General features: G+C 72.2%; 17 protein-coding genes. 11 read left to right on the top strand and 6 right to left on the bottom strand.

Features of this window, described 5'->3' with window-relative positions:
- The first annotated feature begins 14 nt into the window (after positions 1-14).
- Together cbiQ and BN1197_RS09175 are read left to right on the top strand one after the other, a co-directional pair.
- The gene (gene cbiQ, locus BN1197_RS09170; protein ID WP_040158955.1) at positions 15-809 is read left to right on the top strand and encodes a cobalt ECF transporter T component CbiQ; all 795 of its coding nucleotides are present in this window, start codon (positions 15-17) and stop codon (positions 807-809) included.
- Positions 806-1,672 carry an energy-coupling factor ABC transporter ATP-binding protein gene (locus BN1197_RS09175; RefSeq protein WP_052466325.1) on the top strand — a complete coding sequence of 289 codons (867 nt, stop codon included), beginning with the start codon at positions 806-808 and terminating at the stop codon, positions 1,670-1,672. The genes cbiQ and BN1197_RS09175 overlap by 4 nt, the downstream gene beginning before the upstream one ends.
- A gap of 248 nt (positions 1,673-1,920) precedes the next feature.
- On the opposite strand, the gene BN1197_RS09180 is transcribed toward BN1197_RS09175, so the two are convergent.
- The 6 genes from BN1197_RS09180 to BN1197_RS09205 form a co-directional block, all read right to left on the bottom strand.
- Positions 1,921-2,895, bottom strand: coding sequence for an aminoglycoside phosphotransferase family protein (locus BN1197_RS09180; RefSeq protein ID WP_040158959.1), 975 nt, complete (start codon positions 2,893-2,895; stop codon positions 1,921-1,923).
- Positions 2,896-3,070: 175 nt separating this feature from the next.
- Positions 3,071-4,609, bottom strand: coding sequence for a D-glucuronyl C5-epimerase family protein (locus BN1197_RS09185; RefSeq protein WP_040158598.1), 1,539 nt, complete (start codon positions 4,607-4,609; stop codon positions 3,071-3,073).
- Between the two features lie 198 nt (positions 4,610-4,807).
- The gene (locus BN1197_RS09190) at positions 4,808-6,100 is read right to left on the bottom strand and encodes a Dyp-type peroxidase (protein ID WP_040158600.1); all 1,293 of its coding nucleotides are present in this window, start codon (positions 6,098-6,100) and stop codon (positions 4,808-4,810) included.
- On the bottom strand, positions 6,097-6,690 hold the full coding sequence (locus BN1197_RS09195; protein WP_052466330.1) for a copper chaperone PCu(A)C: 594 nt from the start codon (positions 6,688-6,690) through the stop codon (positions 6,097-6,099). The genes BN1197_RS09190 and BN1197_RS09195 overlap by 4 nt, the downstream gene beginning before the upstream one ends.
- A 30-nt stretch (positions 6,691-6,720) precedes the next feature.
- Complete coding sequence (locus BN1197_RS09200) at positions 6,721-7,311, bottom strand: hypothetical protein (RefSeq protein ID WP_040158603.1); 591 nt, start codon at positions 7,309-7,311, stop codon at positions 6,721-6,723.
- Between the two features lie 210 nt (positions 7,312-7,521).
- On the bottom strand, positions 7,522-8,685 hold the full coding sequence (locus tag BN1197_RS09205) for a hypothetical protein (protein ID WP_040158605.1): 1,164 nt from the start codon (positions 8,683-8,685) through the stop codon (positions 7,522-7,524).
- A 241-nt stretch (positions 8,686-8,926) separates the two neighbouring features.
- Between BN1197_RS09205 and BN1197_RS09210 the strand changes: the two genes are divergently transcribed.
- From BN1197_RS09210 to BN1197_RS09250, 9 genes are all read left to right on the top strand, one after another.
- The gene (locus BN1197_RS09210) at positions 8,927-9,529 is read left to right on the top strand and encodes a ribosome maturation factor RimP (RefSeq protein ID WP_040158607.1); all 603 of its coding nucleotides are present in this window, start codon (positions 8,927-8,929) and stop codon (positions 9,527-9,529) included.
- Entirely contained in the window at positions 9,529-10,602 is a 1,074-nt protein-coding gene (nusA, locus tag BN1197_RS09215; RefSeq protein ID WP_052466332.1) for a transcription termination factor NusA, read from the top strand. Before BN1197_RS09210 ends, nusA begins: the two co-directional genes overlap by 1 nt.
- A gap of 1 nt (position 10,603) precedes the next feature.
- On the top strand, positions 10,604-11,077 hold the full coding sequence (locus BN1197_RS09220; RefSeq protein WP_082043754.1) for a YlxR family protein: 474 nt from the start codon (positions 10,604-10,606) through the stop codon (positions 11,075-11,077).
- A gap of 63 nt (positions 11,078-11,140) precedes the next feature.
- Positions 11,141-14,134, top strand: a complete 2,994-nt coding sequence (gene infB, locus BN1197_RS09225) for a translation initiation factor IF-2 (protein WP_040158609.1) — start codon at positions 11,141-11,143, stop codon at positions 14,132-14,134.
- 619 nt (positions 14,135-14,753) lie between these two features.
- On the top strand, positions 14,754-15,284 hold the full coding sequence (gene rbfA / locus BN1197_RS09230) for a 30S ribosome-binding factor RbfA (protein ID WP_040158969.1): 531 nt from the start codon (positions 14,754-14,756) through the stop codon (positions 15,282-15,284).
- Between the two features lie 2 nt (positions 15,285-15,286).
- Positions 15,287-16,357: a tRNA pseudouridine(55) synthase TruB gene (gene truB, locus BN1197_RS09235; RefSeq protein ID WP_040158612.1), complete on the top strand. Its 1,071-nt coding sequence runs from the start codon at positions 15,287-15,289 to the stop codon at positions 16,355-16,357.
- Between the two features lie 476 nt (positions 16,358-16,833).
- On the top strand, positions 16,834-17,682 hold the full coding sequence (locus BN1197_RS09240; RefSeq protein ID WP_040158614.1) for an alpha/beta fold hydrolase: 849 nt from the start codon (positions 16,834-16,836) through the stop codon (positions 17,680-17,682).
- 161 nt (positions 17,683-17,843) lie between these two features.
- Entirely contained in the window at positions 17,844-20,054 is a 2,211-nt protein-coding gene (locus BN1197_RS09245; protein WP_052466334.1) for a heavy metal translocating P-type ATPase, read from the top strand.
- A gap of 10 nt (positions 20,055-20,064) precedes the next feature.
- The gene (locus BN1197_RS09250) at positions 20,065-21,219 is read left to right on the top strand and encodes a glycosyltransferase (protein ID WP_040158616.1); all 1,155 of its coding nucleotides are present in this window, start codon (positions 20,065-20,067) and stop codon (positions 21,217-21,219) included.
- Positions 21,220-21,249: the final 30 nt, after the last annotated feature.

Consider the following 21,249-nt stretch of genomic DNA (forward strand, 5'->3'; position numbering starts at 1 on the left):
GAGGAGTGGCCACGGTGACCGCTCGCGGACTCGCTCTGGACGACGCGGCGTGGTCGAGCCCGTGGCGCACCCGACGGGTGCTCGACAAGGCCGTTCTCGCGCTCGGGCTTCTTGCCTGCGCCGTCGCACTCCCACCCGTTCCCGGGGGAGTGCTGGCCGGCGTCGCGGCGTTGGCGATCATGCTCGGACCCGCCTGCGTGCGCCCCGGCCTGCTCGTCCGCTGTCTGCTCGCGCCACTCGTCTTCATCGTCGTCGGTGCCGTCACCGTGCTCGTCACGGTCTCCTGGGACGGCGGCCCCCGCATCGGGCTGGCTCCGCAAATGCTCCCGACCGTCGGCACGCTGCTCGTCCGTGGCACCGCGGGCGCTCTCGCGATGTTCCTGCTCGCGACGACCACCCCGATGGTCGATCTCTTCGCCGCGATGCGCCGGGCGCGCATCCCCGATCCGCTCATCGAGGTCGCGAGCCTCGTGTACCGGCTCGTGTTCGTTCTTTTGGAGTCGGCGGGCGCGATTCGGGAGGCGCAGGAGTCCCGGCTCGGATACTCCTCCCGGTCCGCGGCCTACCGGTCGATGTCGGCGCTCGTCGCGGCCGTGCTCGTGCGTGCCTGGACGCGGGCCCGCCGGTTGGAGGACGGGCTCGCGGGGCGTGGTTACACCGACTCGCTGCGTACGCTCGACCCGCCCCGACACGCCTCGTCACGGTTCCTCGTCGCGTCGATCCTGCTCGTCGCCTCGATCGTCACGACCTCGGTCGTCGTCTCGCTGGCAGACCCGAACGTCTGGCCGGCCTGGAAGGGGATGGCATGAGTCACCAGTCGCTGCACGCCCAGGGCGTGGCCTTCGACTACGACGGACTGCCCGTGCTGACCGGCGCCGACCTCGCGATCGACGGGGGCACCCGGATCGCGCTGCTCGGTGCCAACGGCTCGGGCAAGACGACGCTGCTCCGCTGCCTCTCGGGTGCACTGCAGCCGAGGTCGGGACGCGTGCTCCTCGACGGTGAGCCGGTGCGCTACGACCGCGCCGGTATGCGGCACCACCGCCAGAACGTGCAACTCGTCCTCCAGGACCCCGATGATCAGCTCTTCTCCGCCGACGTGCGTCGAGACGTGAGCTTCGGACCGCTCAACCTCGGGCTGAGCGAGGCCGAGACCCGTGAGCGCGTCGACGAGGCCCTGAACCTGCTCGGTATCACCGATCTTGCCGAGCGGCCCGTGCACCAGCTCTCCTACGGCCAGCGCAAACGCGCCGCGATCGCCGGCGCCGTCGCCATGCGACCGTGCCTGCTGCTGCTCGACGAGCCGACGGCGGGCCTCGACCCGGTCGGCGTCGAGGAGGTGCTGGCGGCTCTGCGCCGACTCGAGGCGCATCGGACGACGGTGGTCCTCGCGACCCACGACGTCGACCTCGCGCTCGCGTGGGCGCACGACTGCGCCGTCGTCCTCGACGGCCGGGTCGTGCAGGGCGATCCCGCGGACGTGCTCGATCGCACCGATCTGCTCGACGCCGCCCGGCTGCGACGGCCGTGGGTGCTCGAACTCGCCGCCCGCCTGGGGCTCGGGCACGACGCCGATGCCGCACCTCTACGTGACCTCGACGGCATCGCCGACCGTCTGCGCACCGACCCGACCCGATCCCGCGCGACGACCGACCTGCCGCCCACCCGGTAGCGCACCCTCGAACAGGCCGCTTCACCCTGGGCGCTCTGACTGATCACGCTCGGACAGGCGCTTTCGTCACACGTCGGCCGTCGTTTCGTGCTCGGACAGGCGCTTTCGTCACACGCCGACCGCCGATTCACGCTCGGACAGGCGCTTTCGTCCACGAGACGCGGTGAAAGAGCCTGTTCGAGCGGGTGGTGGGTGCGGGGGGCGTGGGGTGGCGTGGGCCGTCGGGGTGAAGGTGCCTGTTCGAGCGATCACCAACGCTGGGAGAGGGCCTTGGCGAGAGCGATGCGTGCCGTGAGGGTCGCTGCGTCGCCGCGCTCGGCGGCCTCGAGCGCGTCGTCGACGGTGCGCACGAGTGCCCAGGCTCGGGCGCGATCCTCATCGATCCCTGCCGCGTCACAGATCCATCCCAGCCGTAAATGCACACCCCAGGCGATCTCGGTGCCCATCTCGGTCCATCGATTGTGCAGCGCCGGCCACACGGCGAACGCGGGCTCCGCGGCCATGGGCTTGGGATCGATGGCGAGCCATTCGCCGCCGGACGGATCGGGTGCGTCGTCGGCCCGCGAGTCCCCTTCGGCGGCAGGCGAGTTCGGCAGCACGGCGAGGACGTTCTCGTAGTGGAGGTCGGTGTGGACGAGCCGGCCGTCGACGTCGTCCTCGAGAAGTCCGGTGATCGTCGACCGCGCCTGCTGCACCAGCCGGCGCGGGACCTGCGTCACGGCCGGAGAATCGAAGGACGCGACCCGCTGAGCCCATCCGGACAGTCGCGCGAGCCGAGGCAGGGCGGGGCGGTCGAGGCGTCGCAGTAGTCCTCCCAAGATCTCGCAGGCCTCGTCGACGGGCAGCCTCGACAGGTCGCGGTCGGCGTCGAGCCGGGCGAGCAGCAGCGTGGCGCGCGACGGATCCGCGGCGAGGAGCGGCACGGCGCCGTCACCGTCCCAGGCACGTAGCGCGAGGTGCTCGTCGCGCGACTCGGCGTGCGGCCAGGCCACCTTGAGCGCGGCCGGCGTGCCGTCGGTGCAGCGGACGGGGACGACGAGGGCGCAGACCCCGTGTCGGGCGGGCCCGTCGACCGCGAGCTCCCACCGCGCCAACGCTCCGCGCAGGAGCTTCGGAAGGGACCGCAGCCAGTCGTCGCCGGAGACATCGGGCTCCGGCGGACGTCCCGCAAGCAGTGCGCGGAACTCCGCCGGAATCAGTGCTGCGACGTCGACGCCCGACATGTCCGACACTGTGACACGCCGCTCGGGCCCGACCGTGCTCGGGCGTCCGGACCGACCGCCGCGGTGTCACCCGGCAGCGTGGCCGAGGCCGAACAGATCCATGAGTGCGGTCGTCCACGCTGCCGTGGAAACGACGGCTGTTTCGGCGGGGACCCGGCCTGACGCCGACGCCTCGTCAGTCGAGCGAGACCCGGTCGTCGAGCGGCACGTACATCCCCGCGAAGGCGCCCGCCCCGAGTTGGACGTGGGGCCGACCGTCGATGAGCACCCGCCGCAGTGCCGGCGCGCGGGACGGGCGTTCCAGGACGACGGTGCGGGTCGGCCCGTGCGCCTCGGCAGATCGCCCGGTGTGCGCGCCGGCGGCGAGGATCGCCGGTCGCGTCCCGGGGAACTCGACGACCTCGGACACTCCCGTGACGAAGGCCCGCCGGGGCCGTTCGCGCACCCACTCGCCCCGATACGGGCCGTCGGCCATGCGCAGCCAGACGCCGGTTCGTCCGTCGATCCGTTCACGGGCGTCGTAGCGGACGTGGCGGGCATCGGCGCGCGTGATGCGACGCACCTCGGCGACCTTTCCGCTGGGTGACTTCCTGAGCAGGACGTGGGCGCCCCGCGCGAGCTCCCCGGGGCCGCCCTGGAATGCGGCCGGGGCGTCCTCGAGGAGGGCGTCGGCGAGGTGGGCGAAGCGGCGATCACCGGAGAAGCCGGCGATGGCGTTGAGTTGTCGCACGTGGATGGCGTGGTACTTCTCACTGCGTTCGTCGTGCTCGAGGCAGTAGCGCGACACCTCGCCGGGGACGCGAATCTCCTCGGCGCGGTCGAGCGTTGCCGTCATCGCACCGCGAAGGATCGTGGCCGCCTCGGGGTTCTGCGTCTCGCGCCAGTACTCGTAGATGCCGAAGAGCCCGAAGTTGTGGCCGTTGTACGCGCGGTCGTGCAAAGTTCCGGCGTACTCCTCGAGCCAGAGACTGCCGCCGGGCAGCACGTCGGTGACCCACGGCTCGTCCGGGGTCCGCGGCCGGGTGAAGGAGGCGAACGTCGCATCCGCAGCCTCGGCCCAGCGCGGGTCGCCGGTCGCGTCGTGGAGCCGGAGCAGCGCCGAGAGCGCCTGCCCCTGAGCCATGCCCGAGTACCAGGGGGCTCGAAGGGTCCACCGGTCCTCGCCGTGGAGGGCGAAGTCGAAGTGATACCCGAAGAACAGGGCACCGTGAGAACGGTCCGCGTATCCGAGCAGATGGTCGGCGTTCTTGACGGCGAGCCGCAGGTACCGGGAGTCACCGGTGGCGCGGTAGCTCTCGAGCCAGCCCATGATGTGCGTCGCCTGGATGACGGGGTGGTCGTGGACGACGCCGGTCTTGCGGTGCCGGTAGCCGACGATGCCGTTCGTCGTCGCCACGGCGGTCGGGGTGAGGCCGATCCGGCCCACCCGCTGGGGCAGTTGCGCGTCGGGAACGACCCGAAGCGGGATGTCCTCGGCCACGAACGGCGGAAGACCCTCGACCGAGACCGTCGAGCGGGCCGGCTCGGCCTGCGGGGCACGAGGCGGGTCGACGGCGACGGCGCCTCCGGCATCGGAGCCGGCGGTGACGTCGGGACGCGCGGCGACGGTCTGCGGCGGGACGAGACGCGCGGACACCGGTGCCGCGACCGACGCCGCGACCGGTGCTGCGACCAGCAGCGACGCCACCACGGCGAAGCGCAACGGCTTGTTCATCGACCGGACCTCACATCGGGGGTGTGGTCACCCGATCGACCCGGCCGAGAGATTCATGAGCCAATTCGCCTGGCGCGTCGAGGAGTCCGCCGCACGAAGCCAGGCCCCGGGTCGAACGCCCACACAGGCGCTTTCGCCTGGGAACGTGGCGGAAACCGCCTGTGTGAGCGTCGGGGCGGACTCACCGCCGTGGTGAGGTCAGGCGCGCAGGAGTGTGGCGCCGACGAACGATCCCTCCTTCGCACCCGGAGGGATGGCGTAGGCGGCCGAGCCGATGTGCGTGGCCCAGGCGTTGAGGGCGTCGGCCTCGGCCAGGCGCCGCTGCACCGGGACGAACGCCGTGGCCAGGTCGGCCTGGTACGCGGCGAACAACAGGCCCTCCTCGAGGCCCTTCTCGGTCTCGACCGTGTAGTTGTACGGACGCCGGATCATCCGTTCGGCCGCCGACCGCGCCTGGGCCCGGGCCGCGTGCGCGTTCGGTGCGATGACGGGGAAACCCTGGTCGTCGACCTTCGTGCGATCGACGACATCGGACTCCTGGGTGCCGGTGAGCGGCGAACCGTCGTGGACGCGGCGGCCGAAACCGATCTCCTTGGCCTCGGTGGACAGGTCGTCCCAGGTGGCCATGTCGATCCGCATCCGCCGCAGAACGAACTGCGAGCCGCCCGCGAGCCACGGCAGAGCCCGCCCGTCGTTCCACAGCACGCTCGCGACCTGCGCCGGATCGGACTCGTTGGCCGAGCCGTCACGCATGCCCATGAGGTTGCGCGGCGTCGTGCCGTCCGGCTCGCTTCCGCGCGCGGGCAGGAACCCGCGCTGCGCCCACCGCAGCGAGGCGAAGTCCGCGGCATCGCGCACGAGGCGTCGTTGGGCGTAGGTGAGGGTCATCGGATCCTCGCTGCACACCTGCAGCAGCAGGTCGGTGGGCCCCCAGCGTGGGTCGAGCCGGTCGGTGGAGAACGCGGGCATCTGCCGCACGACCGGCGGGCACGCCTCGGGTCGGCCGACGGCGTCGAACAACCCCGGGCCGAACCCGAACGTCACGGTGAGCCGCGCCGGGGTGGTCGCGAGCTGCCCGTCGACGGCGCCGAGCGGTGCCCGCCCGGCCATCAGCCGTGCGGCGTCGTCGCTCAGCAGTCGGAGGAGCGACTCGACGGCGGCCGCGTCGGAACCCCTCGCGAGATCGAATCCGAGGAACACTCCGTGTGCCTGGTGCGGGGTCGCGATGCCGGGTTGGTGCGCGCCCCAGAACGGTTCGGTCACTGCTCCGTGCACCGACTGCGTTCCGGGGCGCCCGGCCGCGCCCGGCCCGGCCACCGGTTCGCGTGCCGGCATCGCCCCTTCGGCTCCGCCGGCGCCGGTTCCCTCGGGATCACCGGGACGCGCGCCGACGGCGTGTCCGATCACGCCGCCACCCAGCGCGGTGCCCGCGAGCACGGCACCGCCACCGAGGAGAGCACGCCGCGAGAGTCCCGACGTGCCGGCACTCATGAGGACGTGGGGGTCGCGTTCGGCGTGGCGGCGGGCGAGGCCGGTGACGGTGACGTCGTCCCCGTCGAGCCGGAGTGGTACTTCTCGTCGCCGCCGGTGAAGGTCTTGGCCACCGCGTCGAACGCGATCTGGTGCCCGTCCTGCGTGGTGAGGGTCACGGTGACGGTCCGGCCCGGTGTGAGGGGCTGCGTCATCTTCATGACCATCACGTGGTCGCCGCCGGGGCGCAGTTCGCGAGTGGCACCCGGCTCGATGGTGAGGCCGCCGTCGACCTTCTGCATCGTGGCCCGGCCGTTGGCGGTGACGGTCTCGTGGATCTCGGTGAGCGGCGAGAGGGAGTTGGTCGCCGAGACGATCGTCACGGGGGAGCCGGTCGTGTTCTGCAGGGTGGCGAAGACGCCGGTCATCGGCATGTCGCCGAGTTCGGGAACGGCGCGCGCCCACGCGTCGGTGACGCGGATCGGTGCGGTGGGCGTCGTGGGCGAGGCGGTGGGCGTGTCGGCGCCAGGGGTGTTCTGGCCGCTGCTGCAGCCGGCTGCCGTCACGAGTGTGAGGGCAGCGAGGATCGAGGCGAGGGTCGTGCGTGACATGGGAGTCCTTCGGGTCGGTTCGTGCGTGGATCAGGCGCGAACGAACCGAGGTGGGCCGCGAAGCCCGACGGCGACGACGACATCGCGGGCCGCGGATGCGACGACGGGTGAGGTGGCGCGCACTCGCGGGGTCGCTCTCGACACCGGCACGGCAACGCGCAACACGCGGCGAATCGCTCGACGCACCTGCTGCCTGGCGGGGCCGAGAAGCCACGCGAGCAGCACCGTGGCGAGCAGGTGCGTCGTGAGCATGAGCGGTGAGACGCCGTGCGCGTGCGGTGCCGGTGGGACCATCGCCACGGCCTGGCCGACGGGAAGCCCGAGGTGTCCGCCGTGATGGGCGTGGCCGGGCGTCGGGGTCGTGATCACGGCTCCCGAGGTCGCGACCGTGTGCAACACCCCGTGCGCGATGACCTGGAAGGCGCCGAAGAACACCGCGAGCCGACGTGCTCGGCGGGCCGGCGACGCCACCTCGATGAGCGCAGCGAGCACGAGGGCCAGCACCGCGACGAGCAGCAACGCCACGGGAGAGGGCGAGCGGCCTCCGCCGAGCAGATGTCCGGAGACCGACAGCCCCACCACCGCCAGGGCGGTGAGGGTGCAGCGTCGCAGGTCGGTCACGCTCGCGAGCCTACTGCTCCCCACCGACGAGCGGTCCGCTCCCGCGACGACGTCTCCGGACCCGGTGCCCGAGCGCACCGACCCTGGCAGCGGCCCGACCTGCGAGGTGGCAGATGGGATGGCGGCCGAGCGGGGGTGAGGACCCCGGGATGGCTGCCATCACGTCTTCCTTCTTCGCCGGGCGCGGCGCGCGCATCCCTCCGCTGGGCGTCACCCGCGGGGCGGCGGTGTCGAGGCACGGGTCCGCGCCCGTGGCGTCGTGGGCGGCGAGGTCGTGGCCGGCGGGTTCGCCGTCTTCGGTGAGGCCGAGCGAGGGGACGGACGCGCCGCGTCTGCCGTCGGGGACGTGGTGGGTGGTGCGGCCGGGGCCGCCGCCGGACGCAGCCCCGGGAGCGGACGCACGGCCCCGCCGCAGCGCAGCCGGGTCGTCTCGGCGAGCGACGTCAACCGGAGGAGGCTCGCGGATGCCCCGGAGTACGGTCCGCCGGAGGGGATGATCGCCTCCGGGGCGACGGTGGGTTGCGCGTCAGCCCCAGGCGGCGGGGGATCTCCACCGGACTCGTCGCCTGCGTCATCGGCGTCGTGCAGCGCGGTGGCCGTCGGCACGACGGCATCGAGAACGACCGCGACGAGCCGGTCGAGCACGGTGTTCGCGAGACGCGCCGCCTGAGACGGCGAGGTCACCGGGCCCGGCAGTGGGTAGCCGAGGGGGCGCGGCGGCAGGTCGTGCACCCCCGCGGCGAGCCCGGCCTCGGCGAGGCGTAGCGACCGCAACCCGTCGAGCATCGGTGTGCGTCGCGCGGCGTCGGACTGGGCGGCGGCGACCTCCAACCCGTAGGCCGCCGACCGGATCGCGCCGATGAGGTGGGCGGCCAGTTCCTCGGAGGCCGCTCGCCACGGCAGCGGCGGCAGCGCGGCTCCACCTGGTGCTCCGGCGGCACGCAGGGCGTCGAGGACGACGGCTCGTTGCGCGTGGCTCGCGACGACGACTCCCGCCGCCCGCGGCGCGAGTCCGTCGAGGGCCACCAGTCCCGGCCCGTCGAGGTCGGCGAACTCGAGATCGGCGAGGTCACCGAGGTCGGCCCGACGCGCCGGCGCCGACGTGCGCGGGGCCGGTGCGGGGGAAAGCGGCGGGTCCAGGGCCGCCAAGGCCCCGTCCAGCGCGGCGAGCTGGGCCACCTGGACCGGCCGCCACCGCGCCACGACCGGGTCGTCGACTCCGACGCAGGCCGCGACGAGCCCCGCGACCCGACGCCGTTCGGTGAGAATCGCCGGGCCTGCCGGGTCGGGGGAGGGCTCGGGTAGGAAGGCGGGCGCGTCGGACTCCAGGCGGATCCGGCATCCGGCGAGCGGCACCGCCAGAGCCCCCAGCATCAGCGCTCGCCTGCTCACGTGCGCGGCGCCACCCACCGTCCCCCGGTCCCTGTGCGAACTCCACCCCACCCCGTCATCATCGCAGGTCGCGAGGCCGAGCGTTCCGCTTGCCGCGGCATCACTCCGGCGCGCGGCCCCGCGGACATGCGCCGGTCTTCGTCACCGTCGCCTAGAGTGGGCGCTTGCGAAGGTCGACCTTCGCGCGCAGTCGGCAGGATTCGAGAACATCGGGAGGTGTGGCATGGGGGATTCACCCGTCGCACGCCGCGTCGAGGACGCGGTCTCCGGCGCCGTCAGGGAGTCGGGGCTCCTCATCGAGGACGTCACCGTCACCCCGGCGGGCAAGCGTCGCGTCGTGCGGATCGCCGTCGATCGCGATCTCGGCGATGTCCCGGTGCTCGACGTCGCCGGCCAGGATGCGAGCGACGACGCGACGCGAGGTGGGACGACGCAGCAGCAGATCCCGCCCCTCGATCTCGACGCCGTGGCCGACGCCACGAGGGCGATCAGTGCCGCGCTCGACGAATCCGACGCGCTCGGCAACGCGCCGTACACCCTCGAGGTCACCTCGCCCGGCGTGAGCCGTCCGCTGACGTTGCCCCGCCATTTCCGGCGCAATGTCGGCCGCCTCGTCACGCTCGCCCTCGCCGACGGGGCGCCGGTGACCGGCCGCCTTCTCGCCGCCGGCAGCGATGCCCTCCGGCTGCGGGTCGAGGACGCGAAGAAGGCCCCGCAGATCATGACCTTCCCCTTGTCCGAGGTGCGGCGAGGCGACGTGCAGGTCGAGTTCGGCCGGGTGGACGCGCCGACCGACGGCGACGACAGCGACGAGCAGGAGGACTGATGGACATCGACATGGCCGCACTGCGGTTGCTGGAGCGCGAACGCGACATCCCGATGGAGGTGATCATCCCCGCCATCGAGCAGGCCCTGCTGCTCGCCTACGGCCGCACCGAGGGTGCGTACAAGCGGGCCAGGGTCGACCTCGATCGCAAGACGGGGCACGTCATCGTCTGGGCGCAGGAGGACCCGCCGCTGCTGGAGGACGGTACGCGCGGCGAGCCCGGCCCCGAGTTCGACGACACTCCAGAGGGTTTCGGACGCGTGGCGGCGTCGACGGCGCGCCAGGTGATCGTGCAGCGGATGCGCGACCTCGAGGACGACGCGGTGCTCGGCGACTTCCGCGACAAGGAAGGCGACATCGTCACCGGCGTCATCCAGCAGAGCCAGGGTCGCAACGTGCTCGTCGACCTCGGCACGGTCGAGGGCATCCTGCCCCAGGCCGAGCAGGTGCCGGGCGAGAAGTACGTGCACGGTGAGCGCATCCGGTGCTACGTCGTCAGCGTCAAGCGTGGTTTCAAGGGCCCGCAGATCGGACTGTCGCGCACCCACCCCAACCTCGTCCGGCAGCTCTTCGCGCTCGAGGTGCCCGAGATCGCCGACGGCACGGTGAAGATCGAGGCGCTGGCGCGCGAGGCGGGGCACCGCACGAAGATCGCCGTGCACTCCACGGTCCCGGGCGTCAACGCCAAGGGCGCCTGCATCGGTCCGATGGGTCAGCGGGCCCGGTCGATCACCACCGAACTGCGCGGGGAGAAGATCGACATCGTCGACTACTCCGACGACCCGGCCGAGTTCGTCGCCGCGGCGCTGTCGCCCGCGCGAGTGTCCTCCGTCGAGATCGTGGACCCGGCGATGCGCGCGGCGCGCGTGGTCGTGCCCGACTACCAGCTCTCGCTCGCCATCGGCAAGGAGGGCCAGAACGCCCGCCTCGCCGCCAAGCTCACCGGCTGGCGCATCGACATCCACTCCGATCAGGAGTCCGAGTCGGGTCCGGCCCCTCGGCAGGCCGCGGGAGCAGCCCCGCAGCAGGGAGCACGACCCGGCCGCTCGTCCGGCCCGCCCGCGGCGGGGTAAGATGAGCGATGCCGTGACTCCGGCGAAGGCCGGACCGAGCACGAACGACTCGCGCGACGGAGCCCATGTTCCGTTGCGCACGTGCCTCGGCTGCCGACGACGGGAGCCACGGTCGTCCTTGTTGCGACTCGTCGCCGGCACGCGGCCTCCCACACCCACCTCGGTCGTGGTTCTCGTGCCGGATGCGGCGGGGCGTCTGCCCGGGCGCGGTGCGTGGATCCATCCCACGCGTGCGTGTCTGCAGCAGGCGGCGCGACGGCGCGCCTTCGGGCGGGCCCTCCGCCTCACCCAGGGCGTGGACCTCGAACAGGTTCGCGCCTACGTCGAGGCGCTGGAGGTCGAGCACGAACGCGACGCGAGCCGGGACGACCGATCCGGTTCGCGGCACGACCACCGACGCGGTGTCGGTGGGGCACTGAAGAGAACCGAAAGCGGGTTAGACGCTGATGAGTCACCGATGAGTACTCAGCAATGAGGTCCGCCCAGCACTGACGTCGGTCCGAGGACTCCACCCCGGGCCGGCAGATAGAGGAGAAACGTGGCCAAGGTCCGGGTCTACGAGCTCGCGAAAGAGCTCGGAGTCGAGAGCAAGACACTTCTGAACCACTTGAAGGAGAAGGGCGAGTTCGTCCGCTCCGCCAGTTCCACCATCGAGGCGCCGGTCGTGCGCCGTGTCCGCGAGTCGTTCGTCGCCGAGCAGGGTGGCGGCGACGCCAAGAAGACGGCCGCACCCAAGCCCGGCGCGCCCAAGCCCGCCGCAGGCGGGGCCAAGCCGAGCGGTGCGCCCAAGCCTGGGGCGACCCCCAAGCCGGGCACCACGCCCAAGCCGGGTGCCGCGCCCAAGCCGGGTGCCGCGCCCAAGCCGGGTGCTGCGCCGAAGCCCGGATCCGCGACGTCGGCTCCCGCCGCGTCCGAGCGTCCTGCCCCGCAGAAGCCTGCGGAGCAGCCCACCGAGCCCACTGCACCCGCTGCGCCCAGCGCTCCTGCGGCGTCGTCGGGCGGTGCGCCCAAGCCGGGTGCCAAGCCCGGTCCGCGTCCGGCGCCGCAGCGTCCGGCGGCCGAGAAGCCGGGCCCGCGTCCGACCTCGGAGCGTCCGGGGCCCCGTCCCTCCGGCGGTGCGCCGCGTCCGGGTGGCGCTCCTCGTCCGGGTCCGCGCCCGGGCAACAACCCGTTCGCGCCCAGCCAGGGCATGGGTCGTGGCGGTCGTGACCGCGACGGCGGTGCCCCGCGCCCGGGCAACAACCCGTTCGCGTCCAGCCAGGGCATGCCGCGTCCCGGCGGCTCCGGCGGCCCCCGTCCCGGCCCGCGCCCCGGTGGCGCTGCCGGTGCCGGCGCCGGCGCACGCCCCGGGCCTCGTCCCGGCGGCACCGGTGCGGCCGGTCCGCGTCCCGGTGGCGGTCCGCGTCCCGGCCCCGGTGCCGGTCCGCGCCCGAACCCGGGCATGATGCCCGACCGCACGTCGGTCGGCCGTCCCGGCCAGCGTCCCGGTGGCGGCGGTCGTCCCGGTGGCGGTGGCGGCGGGTACCGCGGTGGTCCCGGCGGCGGTCGTCCCGGTGGCGGCGGTGGTTTCCGCGGCGGTCCGCGCGGCGGCACCCAGGGTGCGTTCGGTCGTGGCGGCGGTCGTCCCGTCCGCGGTCGCAAGAGCAAGCGCGCGAAGCGTCGCGAGTTCGAGGAGATGCAGGCGCCCAGCGTCGGCGGCGTGATCGTTCCCCGTGGTGACGGGTCGACGGTCGTGCGCATCCGTCGTGGTGCCTCGCTCACCGACCTCGCCGACAAGATCAACGCCAACCCGGCGAGCCTCGTGACCGTGCTGTTCCACCTCGGTGAGATGGCCACGGCCACGCAGTCCCTCGACGAGGACACGTTCAAGGTTCTCGGTGAGGAGCTGGGTTACGACATCCAGGTCGTCTCGCCCGAGGACGAGGAGCGTGAGCTGTTCGAGCAGTTCAACATCGACCTCGAGGCCGAGGCGGAGGCCGAGGCCGAGGACGACAGCATGCTCGAGCCGCGTCCGCCGGTCGTGACCGTCATGGGTCACGTCGACCACGGTAAGACGCGACTGCTCGACGCCATCCGCAACGCCAACGTCATCGAGGGCGAGGCCGGCGGCATCACGCAGCACATCGGTGCCTACCAGATCGTCAAGGAGCACGAGGGCGAGGAGCGTCCGATCACGTTCATCGACACCCCGGGTCACGAGGCGTTCACCGCCATGCGTGCCCGTGGTGCCAAGGTGACCGACATCGCGATCCTCGTCGTCGCCGCCAACGACGGCGTCATGCCGCAGACCATCGAGGCGCTCAACCACGCCCAGGCGGCGGACGTCCCGATCGTCGTCGCGGTCAACAAGATCGACGTCGAGGGAGCCGACCCGGCCAAGGTGCGCGGTCAGCTCACCGAGTACGGCCTCATCGCCGAGGAGTACGGCGGCGACACGATGTTCGTCGACGTCTCGGCCAAGCAGGGCCAGAACATCGACGAGCTGCTGTCGGCGGTGCTGCTCACGGCCGACGCGGCGCTCGACCTGCGGGCCAACCCCGACAAGGACGCACGCGGTGTCGCGATCGAGGCCAACCTCGACCGTGGCCGTGGTGCGACCGCGACGGTGCTGGTCACCTCGGGAACGCTGTGCGTCGGAGACTCGATCGTCGCCGGCTCGGCGCACGGTCGCGTGCGGGCCATGCTCGACGAGCACGGCAACAACCTCGATGTCGCGCTGCCGTCGCGTCCGGTGCAGGTGCTCGGTCTGAGCTCGGTGCCGCGCGCGGGTGACACGTTCATCGTGGCTCCCGACGACCGCACGGCCCGTCAGATCGCCGAGAAGCGCGAGGCCGCCGATCGTCAGGCGTCCCTGGCCAAGGCGCGCAAGCGCATCAGCCTCGAGGACCTCAACGAGGCCCTCGCAGCCGGCAAGGTCGACACCCTCAACCTCATCCTCAAGGGTGACGTGTCGGGTTCGGTCGAGGCGCTCGAGGACGCGCTGCTCCAGATCGACGTCGGCGACGAGGTCGACCTGCGCATCATCGATCGCGGCGTCGGTGCCATCACGCTCAACAACATCAACCTCGCCGCCGCGTCGAACGCCGTGATCATCGGCTTCAACGTGCGCGCCGAGGGGCAGAACGCCGAGGTGGCCGAGCGTGAGGGCGTCGAGATCCGGTACTACTCGGTGATCTACCAGGCCATCGAGGAGATCGAGGCCGCGCTCAAGGGCATGCTCAAGCCGGAGTACGAGGAGCACGAGCTCGGTTCGGCGGAGATCCGCGAGATCTTCCGCAGCTCCAAGTTCGGCAACATCGCCGGTTCGATCGTGCGCTCGGGCGAGATCCGCCGCGGTTCGAAGGCCCGCATCACCCGCAACGGCGTGGTGGTGGCCGAGAACGTCGAGGTCGCCGGTCTGCGCCGGTTCAAGGACGACGTCACCGAGGTCCGCGAGGGCTACGAGTGCGGTATCAACCTCGGCTCGTTCAACGACCTCCAGGTGGAGGACCTCATCACGACGTACGAGATGCGCGAGAAGCCTCGCGTCTGATCGACGTCCGCAGGTCAATACGGCAGCGGCGCCCCCGTCCGGGATTCACGGACGGGGGCGCCGCTGTTCGTCGTCCGCTCGGACAGGCGGTTTCACCCCAGGTGCCCGCTCGAGCAGGCGCCTTCACCCCGGGCGTCCGCTCGAACAGGCTCTTTCATCCCAAGTGTCCGCTCGAACAGGCTCTTTCACCCCAGGTGCCGGTTCGCTCGCACGTTCGGACAGGCGCTTCCAACCGGCGCCTGCTCTTCTTCACGCTCAAACAGGCGGTTCTACCGTCGGCTGGCTGGTGAAAGCGCCTGTCCGAGCGCGGGGGAGAGCCGGTCGTGGGTGAAAAGGCCTGTTCGAGCGAGGGTTGGGGGAGGTTCGCGCCGTGCTCGCGCCGTGCTCGTGCCGTGCTTTGCCGTGTTCGCACCGTGCTCGCTCGGTCCGATGTCCGCTCTCTCGCGGGGCTGCATCGTGTGCCGATTCGAGCGTGTCGTCCGCTCGCTCTAGGCTTGTGACCCTGCGTTCTGCCCGGTCCCGGGTGGCGCGTGCTGTCACGCCTTCGGGCACGAGTCGAGAGTCGCGACGCGGGAATCGACAGATCCGCGAGACGGCCTCGTGAAAGGTGGAGAAGACCATGGCAGATCCGGCACGGGCCCGTAAGGTGGCCGACCGCATCAAGGTGATCGTCGCGGAGTACCTCGAGAACCGGATCAAGGACGAGCGCCTCGGCTTCATCACCGTCACCGACGTGCGGGTCACCGGTGACCTGCAGCACGCGTCGGTGTTCTACACGGTGTTCGGCTCCGACGACGAACGCGCCGCGACGGCGGAGGTGCTCGAGGAGAACCGCGGCCGTATCCGGTCGGCGGTGGGCAAGGGCTTGGGAATCCGGCTCACGCCGTCGATCGAGTTCGTCGCCGACGCGATTCCCGAGGGGGCGGCGCACCTCGAGGAGGTCCTCGCCGAGACCCGCAAGCGGGACGCCGAGCTCGCCCAGGCCGCGGCGGGTGCGACGTATGCGGGTGGCGCTGATCCGTACCGCAAGACCGACGACGAGGTCGATCAGGAAGTGCTCGACGAGGAGGCCGCCATCGACGACCTCATCGGCGAGCGGGCGAGCGAGATCGACGGCGACGAGGATGTGTCTCGCGGCGAGGGCCGCTGAACGTGGCCCGCGCGATCGACCCGACCGTCGGTGACGGGCTGCTCGTCGTCGACAAGCCCGCAGGGTGGACCTCTCACCAGGTCGTCGGCGCCTGCCGGCGCCTGGCGGGCACCCGCAAGGTCGGTCACGCGGGCACGCTCGATCCGATGGCGACGGGCGTGCTCGTCGTCGGCGTCAACAAGGCGACCCGGCTGCTCACGTACATCGTCGGTGCGGACAAGTCGTATACGGCGACGATTCGTCTCGGTGTCTCGACGATGACCGACGACGCCGAGGGGGTCGCGACGGCGGTCGCCCCGGCCGGCGCGGTCGAGGCGCTGACGGACTCCGCGGTCGATGCCGCTGTGGCGGCGCTGACCGGGGAGATCTCGCAGGTGCCGAGCACGGTGAGCGCGATCAAGATCGACGGTCGGCGCGCCTACGCGCGGGCCAGGGCGGGGGAGGACGTCGCGCTCGCGGGACGCCCGGCGCGCGTGTCGCAGTTCGACGTCCTGGAGCGCCGACGCGGGATGGGGATTCCGCCGCAGGAGGAGGCCGATGACCCCTCGGCGGTGCACCGGCGCGATCGCGGTGAGGCGCGCGTCGAGATTCCGACGTCGTCCGTCTCCGCAGACCCGGTTGTCGTGCTCGACCTCGACGTCGAGGTGACGGTGTCGTCGGGCACGTACGTGCGGGCCCTGGCGCGCGATCTCGGGGAGGCCCTCGGTGTCGGTGGGCACCTGACGTCGTTGCGGCGTACCCGTGTCGGCGGCATCGGACTCAACGTCGCCCACACGATGGAGGAGCTCGAATCGGCCCGCGCCGCAGGTGTTTCCCGAGAAACCCCGGATGCGCTGCCCGGAACTTCGGGGCTCCCGCTCGTCTCCCTCGAGGACGCCGCCCGCGCCTCCATGCCCGAGCGACGACTCGACAAGGAGGAGACGCGCCTCGTCTCCCACGGCGTACGCATCCCCTCGGCCGAGCCCGGTCGCGCGGGGCCGGTGGCGGCCTTCGCCCCCGACGGCACACTCGTGGCGATCCTCGACGAGTCGGGGGAGCGGGTCATGCCGGAAGTGGTCTTCACCGCGCCGTGAGATCCCGCCCGGGGCTACTCGGACGTACCGCGCTCGGAGGCCGTGGAGGCCGCGGAGGCTCCGCCCGCGTTAGCCGTCGAGTGCATGCGGAGCTGCCAGGCGCGGTGACGCCCGCAGCGTCGCGCAACAAAGACCGGTCAGCACCGCCGCGCTCGCCCTTCGGCGGCCCGTCTTCCCTGATCAGAGGGTTACGCGGGCAGCGGGCGCGTGCAGTGACCGGTCTTTGTTGCGTGAGTTCGGAGCGCACCTTCGGCGTCGGTCGCCGGGAGGAGGCCGATTCCGTGAGAGAGCCTCTCGGTGTCATGGCCGAGCGGGGCCAGTCCACCGCGCGACCCACACGTCGCGCCACATCGCTGCATGTCAGCCGCGTGGCGAGGCCGAGTCCGGGGATTTGCGTGAATGTTCAAGGACGCCGGATGCTCCCGGCTGCTTAGGGTGACGCGCAGGTAACCGGCCCCTCGGCAAAGGAGCTTCGCATGCGCACTTTCACCAACGACGGGATGACGTTCTCGGTCGTCGACGGCGGCCCGGGCGACGCTCCTGAGGCGCGGACCGTGGTTCTCCTGCATGGCTTTCCGGAGACGTCGGCGGCCTGGGGTCCGGTGAGCGAACGCCTGCACGCCGACGGCCTGCGCACGCTGGCGCCCGACACACGCGGCGTCTCGGCAGGGGCGCGACCGCGAGCACGCAGCATGTACCGCATCGAGCGCGTCGTCGGTGATGTCGTCGCCCTCCTCGACGCGGCCGGTCTCGGATCGATACACCTCGTCGGGCACGACTGGGGCGGCGCGATCGCGTGGGAGGTGGCCCGGCGGCATCCGGAGAGGCTGCGCACCCTCACCGTGCTGTCGACGCCGCACCCCGCGGCACTGAGATGGGCGATGCGGCACTCCACCCAGGGATTGAAGAGCTGGTACATGCTCGCGTTCCAGGTTCCGGTGCTGCCGGAGCGCGTACTGGCGTGGGGGATCGAACGCAACGGCCTCGACTCCCTCGCCCTGCCGCCCGAGCAGGCCGCTGCGTACGTGCATGCGCTGTCACAACCGCGTGCGCTCACCGGCGCGCTCGGGCCCTACCGCGGCATGTTCACGAGGGGCACCGATGATGCGCGTGTACGCGAGTCCAGGCCGATCACCCTCCCGACGACATTCATCTGGGGGAATCGCGACGCGTTCCTCGGCCGGGCGGCGGCCGAACGTACGGTCGAGCACTGCCGAGGCGACTACCGATTCGTCGAGGTCGACGCCGACCACTGGCTCCCCGAGAAGCAGAGCGCTCTCGTCGCCGACGAGATCCGACGCCGGGTGTTCGACGACTTCGAGTGACAGGCCTACGAGTTCGGTCATCCGCTCGATCGGCAGGCGGTCGAATCGCGGAACATACCCCCCGGGGGTAACGCTGATGCCAGAGAGGCGCCCCCGCGGTTGCGCGTCGACGCTCCGAGACCCGGTGCCTCCCAGGAGAACCGACCCCCAGGGAGAGTGTGATGAACGCCCGGCATCGCGACGCCGCCGCTCCGAGCAGCGAACAGGGCGCCGACCGGCCACTCGACAACCGTCCCGATGGCCACGGCGCGGATCACGGTCGGCGCCACCACGACGACGCCCACGACCACGAACACCACGACGACGCAGGTCACGACCACGCGGGCCACGACCAATCGAGCCATGACCACGGCTCGCACGTCGCGCAGTACCGGCGGCTGTTCTGGATCATGCTCGTGCTCGCGATCCCCGTCGTCGGGTTCAACGGGATGTTCGCGGAGCTCATCGGCTACGACCTGCCCGCCGCGGCGTGGGTGTCGTGGGTGTCGCCGGTGCTCGGCACGGTGATGTACGTCTGGGGCGGGCGGCCGTTCCTCGAGGGCGCGGTCTCGGAGGTCCGATCGCGCCGGCCGGGGATGATGCTCCTCATCGGTCTCGCGATCACCGTCGCGTTCGTCGCGTCGTGGGGCGCGTCGCTCGGCGTGCTCGACCACCAGCTCGACTTCTGGTGGGAGCTCGCCCTCCTCGTCGTCATCATGCTGCTCGGCCACTGGCTGGAGATGCGCGCGCTCGCGCAGACGACCTCCGCCCTCGACTCGCTGGCGGCGCTGCTGCCCGACGAGGCCGAGAAGGTCGTCGGCGACGACACCGTCACCGTGGCCCCCTCCGAGCTCGTCGTCGGCGACGTCGTCGTCGTGCGCCCCGGCGGGTCGGTCCCGGCGGACGGGCGGGTCGTCGAGGGGTCGGCCGACGTCGACGAGTCGATGGTCACCGGCGAATCCCGGCCGGTCCGAAGGGGTGTCGGCGACCAGGTCGTCGCGGGCACCGTCGCGACGGACTCGGGCCTGCGCGTCGAGATCACCGCCATCGGCGACGACACGACCCTCGCGGGAATCCAGAAGCTCGTCTCCGACGCCCAGAGCTCGTCATCGCGGGCGCAGCGCCTCGCCGACACCGCGGCCGCCTGGCTCTTCTGGTACGCCCTCGGCGCCGCGCTCGTCACGGCCGTCGTGTGGGCCGTGCTCGGCCGTCCCGACTCCGCCGTCGTGCGCGCCATCACCGTGCTCGTCATCGCCTGCCCCCACGCCCTCGGCCTCGCGATCCCGCTCGTCGTCGCCATCGCCACCGAACGCGCCGCCCGCGCCGGGGTGCTCGTCAAGGACCGCCTCGCCCTGGAGTCGATGCGCACCGTCCAGTCGGTCCTCTTCGACAAGACCGGAACGCTGACGAAGGGCGAGCCGACCGTCACGGCGGTCGAGCCCGTCGGCGACCGCGGTGAGGACGACGTGCTCGCGCTCGCGGCCGCGGCCGAATCCGACAGCGAGCACCCCCTGGCCCGCGCGATCGTCGGCGCCGCCCGCGAGCGCGGCCTGTCCCTGCCGCGCGCGGTCGACTTCTCCTCCTCGCCGGCGGTCGGGGTGCGCGCCACGGTCGACGGTGCGACGGTCGAGGTCGGTGGTCCGTACCTGCTCCAGGAGAACGGAGCGAAGGCGATGGACGCCGCGCAGGGCTGGGACGACGAGGGGGCGATCGTTCTCCACGTTCTCGTCGACGGCAGCGTCGCCGGAGCCCTGCGCCTCGCCGACGAGGTGCGGCCGGAGTCGCGGGAGGCCGTCGCGGCGCTGCACGCCGCCGGGGTCGAGGTCGTCATGATCACCGGAGACGCCCGCGCCGTCGCCGACGCGGTCGCCGCCGAGCTCGACATCGACCGCGTCTACGCCGGAGTCCGGCCCGAGGACAAGGCCGCCAAGGTCGCCGAGCTGCAGCAGGAGGGCCGCAAGGTCGCGATGGTCGGCGACGGCGTCAATGACGCGCCCGCTCTCGCGCGGGCCGACGTCGGCATCGCCATCGGCGCCGGCACCGACGTCGCGATCGCCTCCGCGGGCGTCATCCTCGCCGGCGACGATCCGCGTGCCGTGCTGTCGGTCATCGAGCTCTCGCACGCGACCTACCGCAAGATGCGCCAGAACCTCTGGTGGGCAGCGGGGTACAACCTCATCGCCGTGCCGCTCGCCGCAGGCGTGCTCGCGCCGATCGGGTTCGTGCTGCCGATGAGCGTCGGCGCCGTCCTCATGTCGTTGTCGACCGTCATCGTCGCGCTCAACGCCCAGTTGCTGCGCCGCCTCGACCTCTCGCCGGCGCACAGCGCGGAGGCGTTCCTCTCGTCGCCGCGGGAGGGCGCGACCACTGGAGCCGGCGCGCCCGTCGGGTGAGGATGGGGGCGTGCCGCACGTCGCCTTCGCCGCCCTGCCCGCCTACGGCCACGTCTTCCCGCTCGTGCCGCTCGCGCTCGCGACCCAGGCGCGTGGCGCACGGGTGACGTTCGCGACCGGGGGCGAACTGCTCGGCCGCCTGCCCGTGCCGACCGAACGAGGCACCGACGCCGCGTCGGTCGGTGATCTGGTCGGTGCGACGATGAGCCGCTTCCCGGCTGCGACGGAGGACATGGCGACCCGCTGGGTGCCCGCGTTCTTCGGCGTCGTCCACGCGGAGGCGTCGCTCGAGCCGCTGCGCCGCCTGTGGAGCCACGATCGGCCCGATCTCGTCGTCTACGAGACCACCCATTCCGCCGCCCGGGTCGTCGCCGACGACCTCGGTATCCCGTCGGTGATGTGCGGGATCGGCCACATCTTGCCGATGATGACGAGCCTGTCGGAGGTGACGCGTCGCCACCTCGAGGACCCGAGCGTCCCGCCGTGGGCGCCCCTCGACGTCGCACCGCCGCTCGACACCTATCTCGACCCGATGCCGGCAGCGCTCCAGCAGGGCGACGACGGCAGCATTCGCACCCGCCGGCCGCTGCGGTCGGTGGCCTGGGAGGAGCCCCGGCCCGACTTCGTCGCGCCGTGGGGCGACAGCCGCCGCCCGCGCATCTACGTCACGCTCGGGACGGTGTTCTCCGGCGGTGGGTGGGGCTCCGAGGACAACCCGATCGTCGGTCTCGTCAGGGAGGCGGCGCAGGTCGGTGACGTCCTCGTCGCCGTCGGACCCGCGGGCGACCCAGACACCGTGCACGATCCGTCGCGCGGCATCCACGCGGCGCGCATGGTCCCGCAGGCGACGGTGCTGCGGCAGGCCGATCTCGTGGTCCACCACGGCGGTTCGGGCACGACGCTGGCCGCCGCCGCGGCCGGGGTTCCGCAGATCGTCGTGCCGCAGGGGGCCGACCAGTTCCTCAACGCGGCCGCCGTCGCGTCGACCCGGATCGGTCTCGCGTTCCCCGGCGAACGACCACCCGGCGCCGTCGTCGACGCCCTCACTCGACTACGCGACGACGACACCTATCGCGCCGCCGCCCGCACGGTCGCCGCCGACATCGCCGCCATGCCCGACCCCGACGACGTCGCCGCGGAACTCGTCACGGACGCCGACCGGTAGACGTTGTCCGCAACTCGTCTCACGCTGGCG

The organism is Mobilicoccus massiliensis (genome assembly GCF_000826525.2).
GTDB classification, from domain to species: Bacteria; Actinomycetota; Actinomycetes; order Actinomycetales; family Dermatophilaceae; genus Mobilicoccus; species Mobilicoccus massiliensis.

Bases quoted from the DNA above. Each gene is read 5' to 3' on its own strand.
- BN1197_RS09175 (WP_052466325.1), top strand. From the start codon at position 806: ATGAGTCACCAGTCGCTGCACGCCCAGGGCGTGGCCTTCGACTACGAC.
- BN1197_RS09180 (WP_040158959.1), bottom strand. From the start codon at position 2,895: ATGTCGGGCGTCGACGTCGCAGCACTGATTCCGGCGGAGTTCCGCGCA.
- BN1197_RS09185 (WP_040158598.1), bottom strand. From the start codon at position 4,609: ATGAACAAGCCGTTGCGCTTCGCCGTGGTGGCGTCGCTGCTGGTCGCA.
- BN1197_RS09190 (WP_040158600.1), bottom strand. From the start codon at position 6,100: ATGAGTGCCGGCACGTCGGGACTCTCGCGGCGTGCTCTCCTCGGTGGC.
- BN1197_RS09195 (WP_052466330.1), bottom strand. From the start codon at position 6,690: ATGTCACGCACGACCCTCGCCTCGATCCTCGCTGCCCTCACACTCGTG.
- BN1197_RS09205 (WP_040158605.1), bottom strand. From the start codon at position 8,685: ATGCTGGGGGCTCTGGCGGTGCCGCTCGCCGGATGCCGGATCCGCCTG.
- BN1197_RS09210 (WP_040158607.1), top strand. From the start codon at position 8,927: ATGGGGGATTCACCCGTCGCACGCCGCGTCGAGGACGCGGTCTCCGGC.
- nusA (WP_052466332.1), top strand. From the start codon at position 9,529: ATGGACATCGACATGGCCGCACTGCGGTTGCTGGAGCGCGAACGCGAC.
- BN1197_RS09220 (WP_082043754.1), top strand. From the start codon at position 10,604: ATGAGCGATGCCGTGACTCCGGCGAAGGCCGGACCGAGCACGAACGAC.
- rbfA (WP_040158969.1), top strand. From the start codon at position 14,754: ATGGCAGATCCGGCACGGGCCCGTAAGGTGGCCGACCGCATCAAGGTG.
- BN1197_RS09240 (WP_040158614.1), top strand. From the start codon at position 16,834: ATGCGCACTTTCACCAACGACGGGATGACGTTCTCGGTCGTCGACGGC.
- BN1197_RS09245 (WP_052466334.1), top strand. From the start codon at position 17,844: ATGAACGCCCGGCATCGCGACGCCGCCGCTCCGAGCAGCGAACAGGGC.